This window comes from Ectopseudomonas alcaliphila (assembly GCF_900101755.1).
In the GTDB taxonomy this organism is placed as follows: domain Bacteria; phylum Pseudomonadota; class Gammaproteobacteria; order Pseudomonadales; family Pseudomonadaceae; genus Aquipseudomonas; species Aquipseudomonas alcaliphila.
In genome coordinates this window covers 26,263-41,036 of sequence record NZ_FNAE01000006.1, presented here as the reverse complement: position 1 = coordinate 41,036, position 14,774 = coordinate 26,263, and the positions used below count along the sequence as shown (strand labels likewise).

General features: G+C 62.6%; 11 protein-coding genes. 7 read left to right on the top strand and 4 right to left on the bottom strand.

What is annotated here, in order from left to right; all coding sequences use genetic code 11:
- Positions 1-9 precede the first annotated feature (9 nt).
- The 5 genes from BLR77_RS17890 to BLR77_RS17865 all read left to right on the top strand — a co-directional run bounded on the left by BLR77_RS17890 (position 10) and on the right by BLR77_RS17865 (position 8,287).
- Positions 10-1,293, top strand: a complete 1,284-nt coding sequence (locus BLR77_RS17890; protein ID WP_074680335.1) for a urate hydroxylase PuuD — start codon at positions 10-12, stop codon at positions 1,291-1,293.
- A gap of 250 nt (positions 1,294-1,543) precedes the next feature.
- The gene (locus BLR77_RS17885; RefSeq protein WP_238380591.1) at positions 1,544-3,130 is read left to right on the top strand and encodes a nucleobase:cation symporter-2 family protein; all 1,587 of its coding nucleotides are present in this window, start codon (positions 1,544-1,546) and stop codon (positions 3,128-3,130) included.
- A complete protein-coding gene (locus BLR77_RS17880) occupies positions 3,127-3,987 on the top strand; it encodes an outer membrane protein OmpK (RefSeq protein ID WP_074680333.1) in 861 nt (286 codons plus the stop codon). Before BLR77_RS17885 ends, BLR77_RS17880 begins: the two co-directional genes overlap by 4 nt.
- Positions 3,988-5,163: 1,176 nt before the next feature.
- The gene (locus tag BLR77_RS17870; protein ID WP_074680331.1) at positions 5,164-6,630 is read left to right on the top strand and encodes an NCS1 family nucleobase:cation symporter-1; all 1,467 of its coding nucleotides are present in this window, start codon (positions 5,164-5,166) and stop codon (positions 6,628-6,630) included.
- A gap of 106 nt (positions 6,631-6,736) precedes the next feature.
- Complete coding sequence (locus BLR77_RS17865; RefSeq protein WP_074680329.1) at positions 6,737-8,287, top strand: cation:proton antiporter family protein; 1,551 nt, start codon at positions 6,737-6,739, stop codon at positions 8,285-8,287.
- A gap of 1 nt (position 8,288) precedes the next feature.
- Here the strand turns inward: BLR77_RS17865 and BLR77_RS17860 are convergent, their stop codons facing one another.
- Positions 8,289-9,104 carry a substrate-binding periplasmic protein gene (locus BLR77_RS17860; RefSeq protein ID WP_074680327.1) on the bottom strand — a complete coding sequence of 272 codons (816 nt, stop codon included), beginning with the start codon at positions 9,102-9,104 and terminating at the stop codon, positions 8,289-8,291.
- 44 nt (positions 9,105-9,148) lie between these two features.
- Positions 9,149-10,144: a GTP 3',8-cyclase MoaA gene (moaA, locus tag BLR77_RS17855; protein ID WP_074680325.1), complete on the bottom strand. Its 996-nt coding sequence runs from the start codon at positions 10,142-10,144 to the stop codon at positions 9,149-9,151.
- Between the two features lie 212 nt (positions 10,145-10,356).
- Between moaA and BLR77_RS17850 the strand changes: the two genes are divergently transcribed.
- Entirely contained in the window at positions 10,357-11,001 is a 645-nt protein-coding gene (locus BLR77_RS17850) for a TetR/AcrR family transcriptional regulator (RefSeq protein ID WP_074680323.1), read from the top strand.
- Positions 11,002-11,296: 295 nt separating this feature from the next.
- On the opposite strand, the gene BLR77_RS17845 is transcribed toward BLR77_RS17850, so the two are convergent.
- A complete protein-coding gene (locus BLR77_RS17845) occupies positions 11,297-11,731 on the bottom strand; it encodes a GlcG/HbpS family heme-binding protein (RefSeq protein WP_074680321.1) in 435 nt (144 codons plus the stop codon).
- Between the two features lie 175 nt (positions 11,732-11,906).
- Positions 11,907-12,821 (bottom strand): LysR family transcriptional regulator, encoded by a 915-nt coding sequence (locus BLR77_RS17840; protein ID WP_074680319.1) that lies wholly within the window; start codon positions 12,819-12,821, stop codon positions 11,907-11,909.
- Between the two features lie 111 nt (positions 12,822-12,932).
- On the opposite strand from BLR77_RS17840, the gene gcl reads away from it, so the two are divergent.
- Positions 12,933-14,708 (top strand): glyoxylate carboligase, encoded by a 1,776-nt coding sequence (gene gcl / locus BLR77_RS17835; protein WP_074680743.1) that lies wholly within the window; start codon positions 12,933-12,935, stop codon positions 14,706-14,708.
- The last annotated feature ends 66 nt before the right edge of the window (positions 14,709-14,774 follow it).

The window sequence follows — 14,774 nt, the reverse complement described above, 5'->3', positions numbered from 1 at the left end:
GTACAGATCGTGGAAGCACATTTCACCGAATGGCTAAACCTGGGTATCCGCTGGATCCATATGATCACCGGTATCGCCTGGATCGGCGCATCCTTCTATTTCGTCTGGCTGGAGAACAACCTCAACCGCAGTAATCCCCGCGAGGGCCTGTCGGGCGACCTCTGGGCGATTCACGGCGGCGGCATCTACCACCTGGAAAAGTACAAGCTGGCTCCGCCGAAAATGCCGGAGAACCTGCACTGGTTCAAATGGGAGGCCTACGCCACCTGGCTGTCGGGCATCGCCCTGATGTTGGTGGTGTACTACCTCAACCCCAGTCTGTACCTGATCAAACCGGGCGTAGAGTTGTCACCGGCCATGGGCATCGTCATCGGCTTCGGCTCTATGATCGCCGGCTACGTGGCGTATCACTTGCTCTGCGATTCGCCGCTGGGCAAGTGCCCGGCCCTGCTCGGCGCCGTGCTGTTCGTGCTGATCATCGCCGCGGCCTACGGCTTCAGCCAGATCTTCAGCGGCCGCGCGGCGTACATCCATGTCGGCGCCATCATCGGCACCATCATGGTCGGCAACGTGTTCTTCACCATCATGCCGGCCCAGCGTGCGCTGGTTAAAGCCATCGAAGACAACACCACGCCGGACCCGACCCTGCCGGCGAAGGGCCTGCTGCGCTCGCGCCACAACAACTACTTCACCCTGCCAGTGCTGTTCATCATGATCAGCAACCACTTCCCGAGCACCTACGGCAGCCAATACAACTGGCTGATCCTGGCCGGTATCGCGATTCTGGCGGTGCTGGTGCGTCACTACTTCAACACCCGCCACGACAGCAGCAAATACGTCTGGACCCTGCCGGCCGCAGCACTGGGCATGATCTGCCTGGCTTACGTCACCGCCCCGGCGCATCGTGCACCGAGCGCCGCCCCGGTGGCCGCTGTCGAGCAGCCGGCCAGCGAAACCCTGGCCAAGGTCGAGGAAGTCGGCGAAGCCACGCCTGCCGAGCAATCCTCCAGTGAAAACGTCGCACCAGCTGCCGGTGACTTCGCCAAGGTCGAGAGCGTGATTCAGGAACGCTGCACCGTGTGCCACTCGGTCAGCCCGAGCAGCCCGATGTTCAGCACCGCACCGGCCGGCTTCGTGCTCGATACGCCTGAGCAGATGAAGGCGCAGGCAGCGAAGATCCACGCGCAGACCGTGGCCACGCAGATCATGCCGCTGGGCAACATCACCCAGATGACTCAGGACGAGCGCGACCTCATCGGCAGCTGGATCGCCAAAGGCGCTCAGATCAACTGATTGCCACACATGTCGCGCCCGTGACTGGGCGCGGCATTTTTTACACCCATGAACCGCCGGCAGCGCAAGCTGACCGGCGGTTCATTTTTTGTGCACAATCTTAAAATAAATTGTTTTTAACCATGTCCACAAGTTGCTATAGTCGGCCCCATCCTGACCGATCGGACAATTTTTCGATTGATCGGAACAGAGGTGCCGTGAAGCCTCGTGTAAGCCCATGACCATATAAAAACAACTGGCAGGCTATGACATGACCACAGACAGCAACACCCAAGCCCCGGCTGCGCCCGTCGGCAACAGCGACCTGATCTATCAGCTGGACGACACGCCAGCTTTCGCCCCTGCCATCTTCGCGGCGCTGCAGCATGTGCTGGCCAGCTTCGTCGGCATCATCACCCCGACTCTGATCGTCGGTAGCGCCCTCGGCCTCGGCGCCCATGTGCCCTATCTGGTAAGCATGGCACTGTTCGTCTCCGGTCTCGGTACCTTCGTCCAGGCCAAACGCATCGGTCCGATCGGCTCCGGCCTGCTGTGCCTGCAGGGCACCAGCTTCGGTTTTCTCAGCGTGATTCTCAGCGCCGGCTTCATCGTCAAGGGGCGCGGCGCCAGCGAAGAAGAGATTCTCGCCACGCTGTTCGGCATCTGCTTCTGCGCCGCCTTCGTCGAGATCGCCTTCAGTCAGTTCATCAACAAGCTGCGCAAGGTCATCACACCGGTGGTGACCGGCACCATCATCTGCCTGATGGGCCTGTCACTGATCAAGGTGGGCATGACCGATCTGGCCGGCGGCTATGGCGCGCCAGATCTCGGCGCCCTGCACCACCTGGCCCTCGGCGGCCTGGTGCTGGGCACCATCGTCGTGCTCAACCGTGCGTCCTCGCAGGTGCTGCGCCTTTCTGCGGTGATCATCGGCCTGACCCTGGGCTTCGCGGTCGCCTGGTTCACCGGCCGGGTGGACTTCGCCAACATGGCCGAGGTGCCGCTGATCAGCGTGCCGCAACCGTTCAAATACGGCTTCGGCTTCGACTGGATCGCCTTCGTGCCGATCGCCGTGATCTTCCTGATCACCCCACTGGAAACAGCAGGCGATCTGACCGCCAACTCGATCATCTCCAAGCAGCCGGTCAAGGGTCCGCTGTACATGCGCCGGATCAAATCCGGTGTGCTGGCCGATGGCTGCAACTCGGCAGTCGCCGCCATGTTCAACAGCCTGCCGATGACCACCTTCAGCCAGAACAACGGGGTGATCCAGCTCACCGGCGTGGCCAGCCGCCATGTAGGTTTCTACATCGCCGGCATCCTGGTGCTGCTGGGCCTGTTCCCGGTGGTGGGCGCGGTGTTGCAGATGATGCCCAAGCCGGTGCTCGGTGGCGCCACCCTGATCATGTTCGGCACCGTTGCAGTGGCCGGCATCAAGATTCTCAGCGAAGCCGGCCTGCACCGTCGCAACGTACTGATCGTGGCCATTTCCCTGGGCATGGGACTGGGCGTGGCTGGCGTGCCGGAGGTGCTGTCGCACATGCCGGACGTACTGAAGAACATCTTTGGCTCACCCATCACCATCGGTGCGTTCAGCGCCATTCTGCTCAATCTCTTCCTGCCGGATGATCCGCAACTGGAAGAAGAGGATGAAAGCGAATACGACCCCGAGGCGCACCTGCACACCGTGCTGCAGAACCGTCCGGACGATGAAGTCGTCGACGATAACAACCTCAAGACCCTAAGCCGCGACCTCGACCCGGCCGCCCGGCCAAGCTGCCCCCCACCACAACACAACTCCCGGCGAACATCGCCGGGAGGCAGCCGCTTGCACTCCAACAATAAGGAAAACCCATGAAAATCAAGCATCTGCCCCACTGCCTCGCCCTGTCAGCCGGACTGTTCTCTGGCCAGCAGGCCCTCGCCGGCGACCTGCTGCACTGGCAGGACAACAGCCTGTCGTACCTGTATGGCGAGAACTTCCAGCGCATGAACTTCAATGGTGAAGAACAGCGCACCCAGACCACCTTCACCTTCGAGCACGCCAGCGGCTGGGCCTGGGGCGACGTCTTCTACTTCCTCGACTACATCCGCGCCGACAACGTGCAGTCGCGCGGCAGTTTCGACAACGGCACCTTCCGCCAGCACGACAAGAATTCTTTCTACTACATGGAGTTCTCCCCGCGCATCAGCCTGAGCTGGCTGACCGGACAGAAGCTGGCCGCCGGTCCGATCAAGGACGTCTACGCCGCCTTCACCTACGAGAAGGGCGAAGGCGGCCCGGGCCCGGAGAACTACCTGTACGGTGTTGGCCTGGACTGGGAAGTGCCAGGTTTCAATTACTTCAAGACCAACCTGTATCAGGTGAAGATCAACAACCACACCTTCTTCAAGGATGCCGACAGCAACGGCTACGCCACCCAACTGACCGTTTCCGCCGCCTATCCCTTCAGCCTTGGCCAGCAGGACTTCCTGGTGGACGGTTTTCTCGACTGGCGCTCGCCATCCAGCGACGCAGGCACCCAGACCTCGGTGGGTTCCTCGATCCAGGTCAAGTGGGATGCGGGCAAGGCCCTGTTCGGCAAGGAGCGTCAGCTCTACGTGGGTACCGAGATCAACATGTGGCGCGCCAAGTACGGCGTGAAACCGGTGGATGGTTCGGGCGATCGCTTCGACCAGACCGCCTTGCAGGCACTGGTCAAGTATCACTTCTGACCGCTGCTGTAACGCACTTGGCCAACGTCGGTAGGGACGGCGGCCGGGTAAAAAGGGGGATGGGCGTTCGCGCCCTTTCCCCTTTTTCTTTGATCGTCGTCTTTCCATGCACGGTGCGCTTGAGACCGGACTGGCAATTCTGTGTACATACCGTTCACTGGCTTAGCACTATCCGTTATCGAGTCCGCTGAGCGTTTGGGTTGCGCCCCTTACGGGCGCCACACCTTTCTTGCTTGCCCAAGAAAGGTGTGCCAAAGAAGGGCATCCCGACATCCGGGTTTCGCTACGCGAAACTTCCCTCGTTCCGGTGCTGCTCCGGGGGCCGGCTTACAAGGGCCGTCCCTGGCCCTTTAAGCCTCTCGCCGCATCCATGCGGCTCGTCCCCCTACGCAACACCTCCACTCGGCCTCCTGAAGGGGACCAGGTCGCGAGCTTGCGTAATCTTTGCGGAATTGGAATTGGCGGCGTCTGGCCTTTGCCTTTGCTCTTCAGCTGCGATCTCACAGACGACGCTCAAGTCCCCTTCAGGAGGCCGAGTGGAATCGCCGTGGAAGGGGTTGAGCGACATGGATGTCGCGAGAGCCGTGATGGGCCAGGGATGGCCCTTCACGGCGTGCCCCTGGAGTGGTGATGGAAGGAGGGAACCCCGGCGCAGCCGGGGCCATATGCAGGGGTGTGTTTCTTTGCTTACTTTCTTTGCACAAGCAAAGAAAGTGAGTCGCCCGTAAGGGGCGAAATCGGTCAGGTCAGGCGACGCGTTAATGGATAGGGCCAGCACCAAAAGCACACACTTATTTGCCAGTCCGGCTCAACCGGCCCTTGCCCAGCACCGAGCGAGACGCACCAACCTAATCCCCTCGAACAAGACCTGGCACCGTATCGGTGCAGAATCGGGCCGCCCTATCCGGCTTTTTCATCAACGGCTTGCAAGCACGCAACTGACCGCAAGGTCAAGTTTTTGATCACAAAATATCTATTTTTTGTGTGCAATTTATCCGAAAGCCATATTCAGCAACGTAATTTCTGTGTACAAGACGATCAGGTTCCTACCGAAACACTGTCGAAATGGCTGTATACATAGATTCAGTCATGACGCGAATACAAAATCGGAACGAAACCTGCAGACAAATCTCCTCATAGATCGCCGCGGCGCAAGAACAAAACTGGGAGCTGTCCATGTCTAACACCGAAGATTTTCGCATCAAGCACATCGATCCCTCGCTACACAACGAGGATCTCGCCCCACTGGCTCCCGAGAAACGCACCTGGGGCTGGTTCGAGATCTTCAACGTCTGGTCGAACGACATTCAAAGCCTGTTCGGCTATACCCTGGCGGCCACGCTGTTCATTTCCTACGGGCTCAATGGCTGGGCGGTGCTGGCCGGCATCGTCCTCGCCGGCTGCATCGTCATGGGCCTGGTGCAGCTGACCGGCAAACCCAGCGTCAAGTACGGCATCCCCTTCCCGGTGTTCGCCCGCGCCAGCATGGGTGTGCGCGGCGCCAACTTCCCCGCCCTGGTGCGCGGTATCGTCGCCATCTTCTGGTACGGCGTGCAGACCTACTTCGCCTCCACTGCAGTGGCCCTGCTGCTCAACTCGCTGCTGCAACCGCAGGACCCTGCCGTATACATGGGGCTGACCGCCATCGGCTGGCTGTCCTACGTGATCGTCTGCCTGTTCCAGGTGGCGCTGTTCGTCTGCGGCATGAGCTGGATCACCCGCTTCCTCAACTGGGCCGGGCCGCTGGTCTACGTGGTGATGATCGTGCTGATGGGCCTGATCTGGTACAAGGCCGGCCCGAGCCTGCTGGGTGAGCTGGGCAACATCTTCCGTGGCAGCGGTGAGTATGCCGCTGGCCCGGTAGCCGCGTTCTTCGCGGTAGTTGGCACCATGGTCGCCTACTTCGCCGCAGTGGTGATCAACTACGGCGACTTCGCCCGCTTCGTCAAAAACGAAAGGCAGATGACCATCGGCAACTTTCTCGGCCTGCCGGTGAGCCTGGCGATCTTCTCGCTGATCGCCCTGGTGATCACCGCCGGTACCGTGGTGGTGTTCGGCGAGACGCTGACCAACCCCACCGACATCGTCGCGCGGGTGGACAACCTGACCCTGACCATCATCGCCGCGCTGACCTTCTTCGCCGCGACCGTGGGCATCAACCTGGTGGCCAACTTCATCCCGCCGGCCTATGACCTGGCCAACCTGGCCCCGGCGCACATCAGCGCGCGCACCGGCGGCTTCATCACCGCAGGTATCGCCTTCTTCATCGGCGCGCTGTGGGTGGCCTTCATCAGCAACGTCGGCATCGCCGCCTTCGTCGACACCCTCGGCGCCGTGCTGGCGCCGCTGTACGGCATCATCGTCGTCGACTACTACCTGGTGCGCCGGCGCCAGCTCGACCTGCAGCAGCTGTTCAGCGCCGAGGTCGGTTCGGCCTACTATTTCGACGGTGGCTGGAACCGCAAGGCGCTGATCGCCTTCGCCATCGCCTCGGTGTTCTCCGTCGCCTCGGTCTGGACTCCAGGGCTCACCCAGCTGTCCGGCTACGCCTGGATCCTCGGCGCGCTGCTCGGCGCTACGCTGCATTACCTGTTGATGCGCGGTAGCGTGAGCGCCCCCAGCAACGCCACCGCTCTGAGCTGAGCGGCAGTTCACGGGGAGCCCGGCCGGCTCCCCGCACTATTCACCCTCGACAGATGCAGGCGCACTGCCGCTACAATGCGCCGCCGCCTCCTGTCAGGGATCATCGATGATCGAAGCTACCTGGATCGCCTTCGCTTTCGTTCTCGGGCTACTCGCCCGTTTCATCGGCCTGCCGCCCCTGGTGGGCTATCTGGCGGCTGGGTTCGCGCTGGCCGGCCTCGGCGCACGGGTCGGAGTCGGCATCGAGGACAGCCAGATCCTCGCCCATATCGCGCACCTGGGCGTGCTTCTTCTGCTGTTCACCGTCGGTCTCAAGCTCAAACTTGGCAACCTGGTGCGTCGCGAAGTGATCGGCGGCGGCTTGCTGCACTTCGCCATCTCCGGCCTGCTGATGACCCCAGCCATCGTCTTGCTGCTGGATCTCGACTGGCGTCAGGCACTGCTACTGGCCATCGCCCTGTCGTTCTCCAGCACCGTGCTGGCGGCCAAGGTGCTGGAGAGCAAGCGCGAGCTGCGCGCCTTTCACGGCCGCGTGGCGATCGGCGTACTGATCATTCAAGACCTGCTCGCCCTGGTGGTGATGAGCCTGGCCAGTGGCAAGGTGCCGTCGGCCTGGGCACTGCTGGTGCTGGGGCTGCCCCTGCTGCGCCCGCTGCTGTTTCGTCTGCTCGACGCCAGCGGCCACGAGGAACTGATGGTGCTGCTGGGCCTGCTGCTGGCGCTGGTAGTCGGGGGCTATGGCTTCGAATCGGTGGGCCTGAGCTCGGAGCTGGGCGCACTGGCCTTCGGCGCCATGCTGGCCAAACATCCGCGCGCAGGTGAGCTGTCCAACTCGTTGTGGAGTATCAAGGAAGTCTTCCTTATCGGTTTCTTCCTGCAGATCGGCATCGGCGGCCTGCCAGACACCGACGCCCTGCTCTTCGCCGGCATAATGGCGCTGCTTCTACCGCTCAAGGGCGCGCTGTTCTTTCTGCTGTTCGTCCTGCTACGCCTGCGCGCACGCAGCGCCTTTCTCACCGGGGTGAGCCTGACCAACTACAGCGAATTCGGCCTGATCGTCGCCAGTGTGGTGATGCCGCAGTGGCTGATACCGCTGGCAATCACGGTGGCAGTGTCCTTCGTCATTTCCGCACCACTGAATCGCTTCGCCCATCCCTTGTACGAGCGCCTGGGACCACGCCTGACCCGCATGGAGCGCGCGACCCGTCACCCGGACGAGCAACCCATTTCTCTCGGCGATGCACAGGTGCTGATCATGGGCATGGGCCGCACCGGCCGCGCCGCATACGACCGCCTGGCCGACAAAGGCCTCAAGCTGGTCAGCCTGGATTCCGACCCGGTGGTGATCGAGCAAAGTCGACGGGCTGGGCGCAACGTACTGTTCGCCGACGCCGAGGACCAGATGTTCTGGCAGAACCTGCAGATGCAAGACGTGCAAGCGGTGATCCTGGCGATGAACGACCCGGAGGCGAAGATCATCTCCACCCAAAAGCTGCGTGCCCGCGGCTTCGGCGGCCTGATCCTCTCCCACGCGATGTACGAGGACATTGCCCTGCGTATCCAGGAGGCCGGCGCCGACCGCACCTACCTGACCATGAGCGAGGCAGGTACAGGCCTGGCCGAGCACGCCGCCCAGGCGCTGCAAACGCGCGTCTGACTCAGTACTGCACGCGGGTCTTGCGCCGCTCGAGGAAGTCCACCTTCCACTGCTCCAGGCCCAGGTAGTCCGAATCCAGGTTGGCCTCGACCCGGTGCTGGCGCTTCAGTTCGGCCACCTGGACAGCACGCTCGCCGAGATAGCGATCGAAACGCGCCAGCAGCGCAGGGTGGCGACTACTGGACAGATGGAAACTGCCACGAGTGTGCGGCAGCGTGGGGTCGAACACCAGCGCCCCGGGCCGGGCGCGGATGTTGTCGAGATAGTAGGCCGCGACCACCACGTTGAAATAGGCCCCATCGGTGTCCTGCTTCAGCGCCTGGCGGATCATCTGTCGCAGGTCGTCGCTGTAACCCAACTGAATCTGCCCACTGCCGATGCGCTGCTCGTAGCCGCGCGGCGTCCAGCCCTGCACCAGGCTCAGGCGCTGGATATCGTCGAGTGCCCGGCCCTGACGCTGCGGTGCCACCAGTACACCGTCGACGTAATCGACCACCGCCTGGCTGTAGTGCAGCGTCATGCTCGCCTTCTCGGCCTGCGCCCAGTGCGGGCTGTCCGGGTACTTGAAATCGATCTCGCCGCGTTGCAGCGCCGGCAGCAACTGCTCCACCGGCAGCGCCTTGTAACTCAGGCTGACACCGCTGTCGGCGGCGAAGGCATCCAGTACCTCGCGGGCGAAGCCACGATAGTCGCCCTGGGCATCGAGGCTGTAGTGCGGGGCAAACGGCAGCTCCTCCACCCCGACCACATAGTTCTGGGCCAGGGCCGTGGGCGCCAGCAGAACGGCAGATAGCAGACACAGTCGTACCGGCTTCATAAAGAGCCTCCTTATTGTTGTTCTGGGAAAATCAATCGCGAGGATCAGCCCCCGGTCATGCTCATGAAACGCACCACCTGCACCTGCTCGTCATGGCTGAAGTGATGACGCTCGGGTTTCAGGCGCAGAGCCTCGATCAGCGCCTGACGCAGGCGCTCGCCGTCTCCCGGATGCGCACGCAGCAGGCGCTTGAGATCCAGCGCGTTGTCGTGGCCGAGGCAGAGCACCAGCTTGCCTTCGGCGGTGACCCGCACACGGTTGCAGTCGCCGCAGAAATTGTGACTGTGCGGCGAGATGAACCCCACCTGGGTCTGCGTGCCGACCACCTGCCAGTAGCGCGACGGCCCGCCGGTGACCTTGCTGCTGCGCAACAGCGCATGGCGTTGTTCGATACGCTGGCGCACCTCGTCGCTCGAGCAGAAGGTCTGCTCGCGGCTATGGCTGACCACACTGCCCAGCGGCATCTCCTCGATGAAGCTGATATCCAAGCCGCGTTCGATGGCGAACTCGACCAGGTCCAGCACCTCGTCGTCATTGCGCCCGCTCTGCACAACACTGTTTAGCTTGATCCTGTCGAAGCCGGCCGCACGCGCCGCCTCGATACCGGCCAGCACCTGATCGAGCCTGTCGCGTCGGGTAAAGGCGGCGAAGCGCTCGCGCTGCAGGGAATCCAGACTGATATTCAGGCGCCGTACGCCTGCCGCGCGCAAGGGCGCTGCCATCTCCATCAGCTGCGAGCCATTGGTGGTGATCGCCAGGTCATCCAGCTCGTCACGTTCACCGAGGCGCTGCAGCAGGCTCAGCAGGTTCTTGCGTACCAGCGGTTCGCCGCCGGTGATGCGAATACGCCGCACGCCCAGCCCGATGAAGGCATCGGCCACGGCGTAGAGTTCTTCCAGGCTGAGAATCTGCTGACGCGGGGCGAAGACCATGTCTTCGCTCATGCAGTAGGTGCAGCGAAAATCGCAGCGATCGGTCACCGACAAACGCAGGTAGGTGATGCGCCGACCGAAGGGATCGACGAGCTGATGGGTGCTCACGGTGGGTCTCCTGCAGCGTCACGCGCCGAGACTTTGTGTCATGGATAACGCTGTGCGCGATAGAAACAGAAAAGCGTTTTCTTGTATACAGAAATTTGACCCAAGAGTCAGATAGCAGCTGCGCAGCCCATGGCCGCTGCCTTGAGCCTCGCGCAAGGCCGGTGCTACCATGCCCGACCGCCGTCCGGCGGCAGAGGAAACCACAGGGCCTTATGACCAGCATTCGCGAGCGTAACAAAGAGCTCATCCTGCGCGCAGCCAGCGAAGAGTTCGCCGACAAGGGCTTCGCCGCCACCAAGACCAGTGACATTGCGGCCAAGGCCGGCCTGCCCAAGCCCAACGTCTATTACTACTTCAAGTCCAAGGAAAACCTCTACCGCGAGGTCCTGGAAAGCATCATCGAGCCGCTGCTGGCCGCCTCTGCCCCCTTCAACCAGCCGGGCCACCCGAGCGAAGTGCTGACTGCCTACATCCGCTCGAAGATCCGCATCTCCCGTGAACTGCCGCATGCCTCCAAGGTGTTCGCCAGCGAGATCATGCACGGTGCGCCGCACCTGTCGCTGGAACAGACCGAGCAGCTCAACGCCCAGGCCAAACACAACATCGCCTGCATCCAGCGCTGGATCGATCAAAGGCTGATGGCGCAGGTCGACCCACACCATCTGTTGTTCAGCATCTGGGCCGCGACCCAGACCTACGCCGACTTCGACTGGCAGATCTCCACCGTCACCGGCAAGGCCAGCCTGGACGATGCCGACTACGAAGCCGCCGCACAGACCATCATTCGCCTAGTGCTCAAAGGCTGCGACGTCAGCCCCATGCCGTCGATGGCTTCCGGGCTGGTGACCAGCGCCTAACCCCTTAGAGTCAGCGGCATACGCCGAACTCGTCGGGTGCGCTGCGCCCATCGAGTTTACGAAACGGACGCTCGGGAATCCTTGGTGCGCACGGCGCCCCCTACAGACTGGTGGATGTAAAAAGCGACATCCACCCTACGCAAAGCCGAAAACCGTGGGAGGCGCTTTAGCGGCGACGCTTCAATGCCGCAGTCGCGGCTGAAGCCCCTCCCACAGTCGTAGCCCGGATGTAATCCGGGGCATCGCGCAGCCGCGATCAAGCCGGTGCGCACAGCCTAGGCGGCCCCGCAACACTCTACGCCCCCGCATCCGCCTGCAGGCCCAGCGACTCCAGCGCACTGACTGCGCACTGCTCGTCGATATCCGAGGTGTCGCCGGTGATACCGACGGCGCCAATCACCTCGCCGCTTTCGTCACGAATCAATACCCCGCCCGGCGCCGGCACCAGATTCCCGCCGGCCAGATTGTTTACCGCACCGATAAACGCCGGGCGCTGCTGCGCGTCGGCGGCAATCAGCCGCGACCCCTTGCCCAGGGCCAGCGCGCCCCAAGCCTTGCCGATGGCAATCTGCGGGCGCAGCAGGCTGGCACCGTCCTCGCGCTGCAGGCTGATCAGATGCCCGCCAGCATCCAGCACCGCGACGGTCAGCGGCGCAGCAGATCGGTCACGACCCGCCAACAGGGCATTGAGGGTGATGTTCAAAGCGACATTCAGGTTAAGGCTGCTCACAGAGGCAATCTCCAAAACTGCAGATACGGGCATCCACACACGAAAGTGCGCGGCATCAGAAACGCCCTATGAAATAGCCGAAGGAGACACTGATTACAATCAATGAATACAATTAAAATTATTTTTGTGCACAAAAATTAGAATAAAATAACTCAATAAAAGTATCGAGTAAACCTCACCCACTACGGGCTTCCCAGTAGCCTGGGGTGTTGTAGATGCCTTTCAAATAATCGATGAAAAAGCGCACCTTAGCCGGCAGGTAACGCTGCTGTGGGTATACCGCCTGGATGTCGTAGGCCGGGATTTCGTAGTCATCGAGCACCGTGACCAGCTCGCCGGCCTTCAACTCCGCCTGGATTTCCCAGGTCGAGCGCCAGCCTATTCCCAGCCCCTGCTTGACCCAGTCGTAGAGCAGTTCGCCGTCGTTGCAGTCGAGGTTACCGGCCACCTTCACCGCCACCTGGCGCCCGTCGCGCAGGAAGGTCCAGCCGCGCTGCTGGCCGCCCTGCAGGTTGAACGCCAGGCAGTTGTGCCGCGCCAGGTCTTCGAGGGTACGCGGCACACCATGCAGCTCGAAGTAGCTGGGTGCGCCACAGACCACGCGGCGATTGGGAAACAGCTTGACCGCGACGTAGTTGGGATCGGTCACCTCGCCGATGCGAATGCCCATGTCGTAACCCTGGCGCACCAGATCGACCAGGCTGTCGGTGAAGTTGAACGACAGTTTCAGGTCCGGGTAGCGCTTGAGAAATGCCGGCGCATGCGGCGCGATATGCCGCCTGCCGAACGCGGCAGGCGCGGATACCACCAGGTGCCCGCGCACCGACCTGCCCCCACGGGCCACACTGGCGTCGGCCTCGTCGAAGTCCTTGAGCAGGCCGCGGGCGCGATCGAGGTACTGCTCACCGAGGTCGGTCAACTGCAGGCCACGCGTGGAGCGATGCATCAGCTTGACGCCCAGGTGGCGCTCCAGCGCGTCCAGGCGGCGCCCCATGACCACCGGGGTGACGCCTTCGCTCAGCGCAGCTGCGGCAAAGCTGCCGTTGTCGGCTACCAGAACGAAACTGCGGATGAGGGTATGACGGTCCATTCGGTACTCCAGGTATCGACAGAACTGAAGTATCCAACAATTCCGCCGCACCGGTACAGCCGTCATCCTTGCTCCCAAGAAGAAAAACCACTGACTCGGAGAACAATGGTCATGGCCAGAATGAGAGCAATCGAGGCAGCCGTACTGGTGATGCGCCGCGAAGGCGTCGATACCGCATTCGGCGTCCCCGGCGCTGCCATCAACCCCCTGTATGCCGCCCTGAAGAAACTCGGTGGCATCGATCACGTCCTGGCCCGTCACGTCGAAGGCGCTTCGCACATGGCCGAGGGTTACACCCGCACCAATGCCGGCAACATCGGCGTGTGCATCGGCACCTCCGGCCCGGCCGGCACCGACATGGTCACCGGCCTGTACTCGGCCTCCGCCGACTCCATCCCGATCCTGTGCATCACCGGCCAGGCGCCGCGGGCCCGCATGCACAAGGAAGACTTCCAGGCAGTCGACATCACCAGCATCGTCGGCCCGGTCACCAAGTGGGCGACCACCGTGATGGAACCCGGCCAGGTACCGCGCGCCTTTCAGCGCGCCTTCCATGAAATGCGCAGCGGCCGCCCAGGCCCGGTGCTGATCGACCTGCCGTTCGACGTGCAGATGGCCGAGATCGAATTCGACATCGACGCCTACGAGCCACTGCCGGTAGCCAAACCGAGCACCAGCCGCATCCAGGCCGAGAAAGCCATCGCCATGCTCAACGAAGCCGATCGCCCGCTGCTGGTCGCAGGCGGCGGCATCTTCAATGCCGATGCGCAAGACAAGCTGGTGGAGTTCGCCGAGCTGACCGGCGTACCGGTAGTACCGACCCTGATGGGCTGGGGCGCGATTCCTGACGATCACAAGCTGATGGTTGGCATGGTCGGCCTGCAGACTTCGCATCGCTATGGCAACGCCACCCTGCTCGCTTCCGACCTGGTGTTCGGCATCGGCAACCGCTGGGCCAACCGCCACACCGGTTCGGTCGAGGTCTACACCGAGGGCCGCAAGTTCATCCACGTGGATATCGAACCGACCCAGATCGGCCGCGTATTCAACCCGGACCTGGGCATCGCCTCCGACGCCGGCAACGCGCTGGACGCCTTCCTTGAAGTCGCCCGCGAATGGAAAGCCGCCGGCAAGCTGAAGGACCGCAGCGCCTGGGTCGAAACCTGCCGCGAGCGCAAGCGCACCCTGCAGCGCAAGACCCACTTCGACAACGTGCCAGCCAAACCGCAGCGCGTGTACGAGGAAATGAACGAAGCCTTCGGCAAGGACACCTGCTACGTCAGCACTATCGGGCTGTCGCAGATCGCCGGCGCGCAGTTCCTGCACGTGTACAAGCCGCGCCACTGGATCAACTGCGGCCAGGCCGGCCCGCTGGGCTGGACCATTCCGGCGGCCCTCGGCGTGGTCAAGGCCGACCCGCAACGCCAGGTCGTCGCGCTGTCCGGTGACTACGACTTCCAGTTCATGATTGAGGAGCTGGCCGTCGGTGCGCAGTTCAACCTGCCGTACATCCACGTGCTGGTGAACAACGCCTACCTGGGCCTGATCCGTCAGGCGCAGCGCGGCTTCGACATCGATTACTGCGTGCAGCTGGCGTTCGAGAACATCAACGCAGAGGAGCTGGGCGGTTACGGCGTCGACCACGTCGCCGTGGTCGAGGGCCTGGGCTGCAAGGCGATCCGCGTGTTCGACCCGAACGAGCTGCAGAACGCCTTCGCCGAAGCCAAGCGCCTGATGGCCGAGCACCGCGTGCCGGTGGTGGTGGAGATCATCCTGGAGCGTGTCACCAACATCTCCATGGGCACCGAGATCAACGCCATCAACGAGTTCGAGGAACTGGCCGAGCGCGGCGTCGACGCCCCGACCGCCATCTCGCTGCTGGATTGATCCGTCCGCCGGGTGCGCCACGTGCACCTGGCCACCACGACGTAGCCCGGATGCAATCCGGGAAGA

What these genes read in the sequence shown, in the direction of transcription:
- BLR77_RS17885 (WP_238380591.1), top strand. Translation starts at nt 1,544, where the DNA reads ATGACCACAGACAGCAACACCCAAGCCCCGGCTGCGCCCGTCGGCAAC.
- BLR77_RS17880 (WP_074680333.1), top strand. Translation starts at nt 3,127, where the DNA reads ATGAAAATCAAGCATCTGCCCCACTGCCTCGCCCTGTCAGCCGGACTG.
- BLR77_RS17870 (WP_074680331.1), top strand. Translation starts at nt 5,164, where the DNA reads ATGTCTAACACCGAAGATTTTCGCATCAAGCACATCGATCCCTCGCTA.
- BLR77_RS17865 (WP_074680329.1), top strand. Translation starts at nt 6,737, where the DNA reads ATGATCGAAGCTACCTGGATCGCCTTCGCTTTCGTTCTCGGGCTACTC.
- BLR77_RS17860 (WP_074680327.1), bottom strand. Translation starts at nt 9,104, where the DNA reads ATGAAGCCGGTACGACTGTGTCTGCTATCTGCCGTTCTGCTGGCGCCC.
- BLR77_RS17850 (WP_074680323.1), top strand. Translation starts at nt 10,357, where the DNA reads ATGACCAGCATTCGCGAGCGTAACAAAGAGCTCATCCTGCGCGCAGCC.
- BLR77_RS17840 (WP_074680319.1), bottom strand. Translation starts at nt 12,821, where the DNA reads ATGGACCGTCATACCCTCATCCGCAGTTTCGTTCTGGTAGCCGACAAC.
- gcl (WP_074680743.1), top strand. Translation starts at nt 12,933, where the DNA reads ATGGCCAGAATGAGAGCAATCGAGGCAGCCGTACTGGTGATGCGCCGC.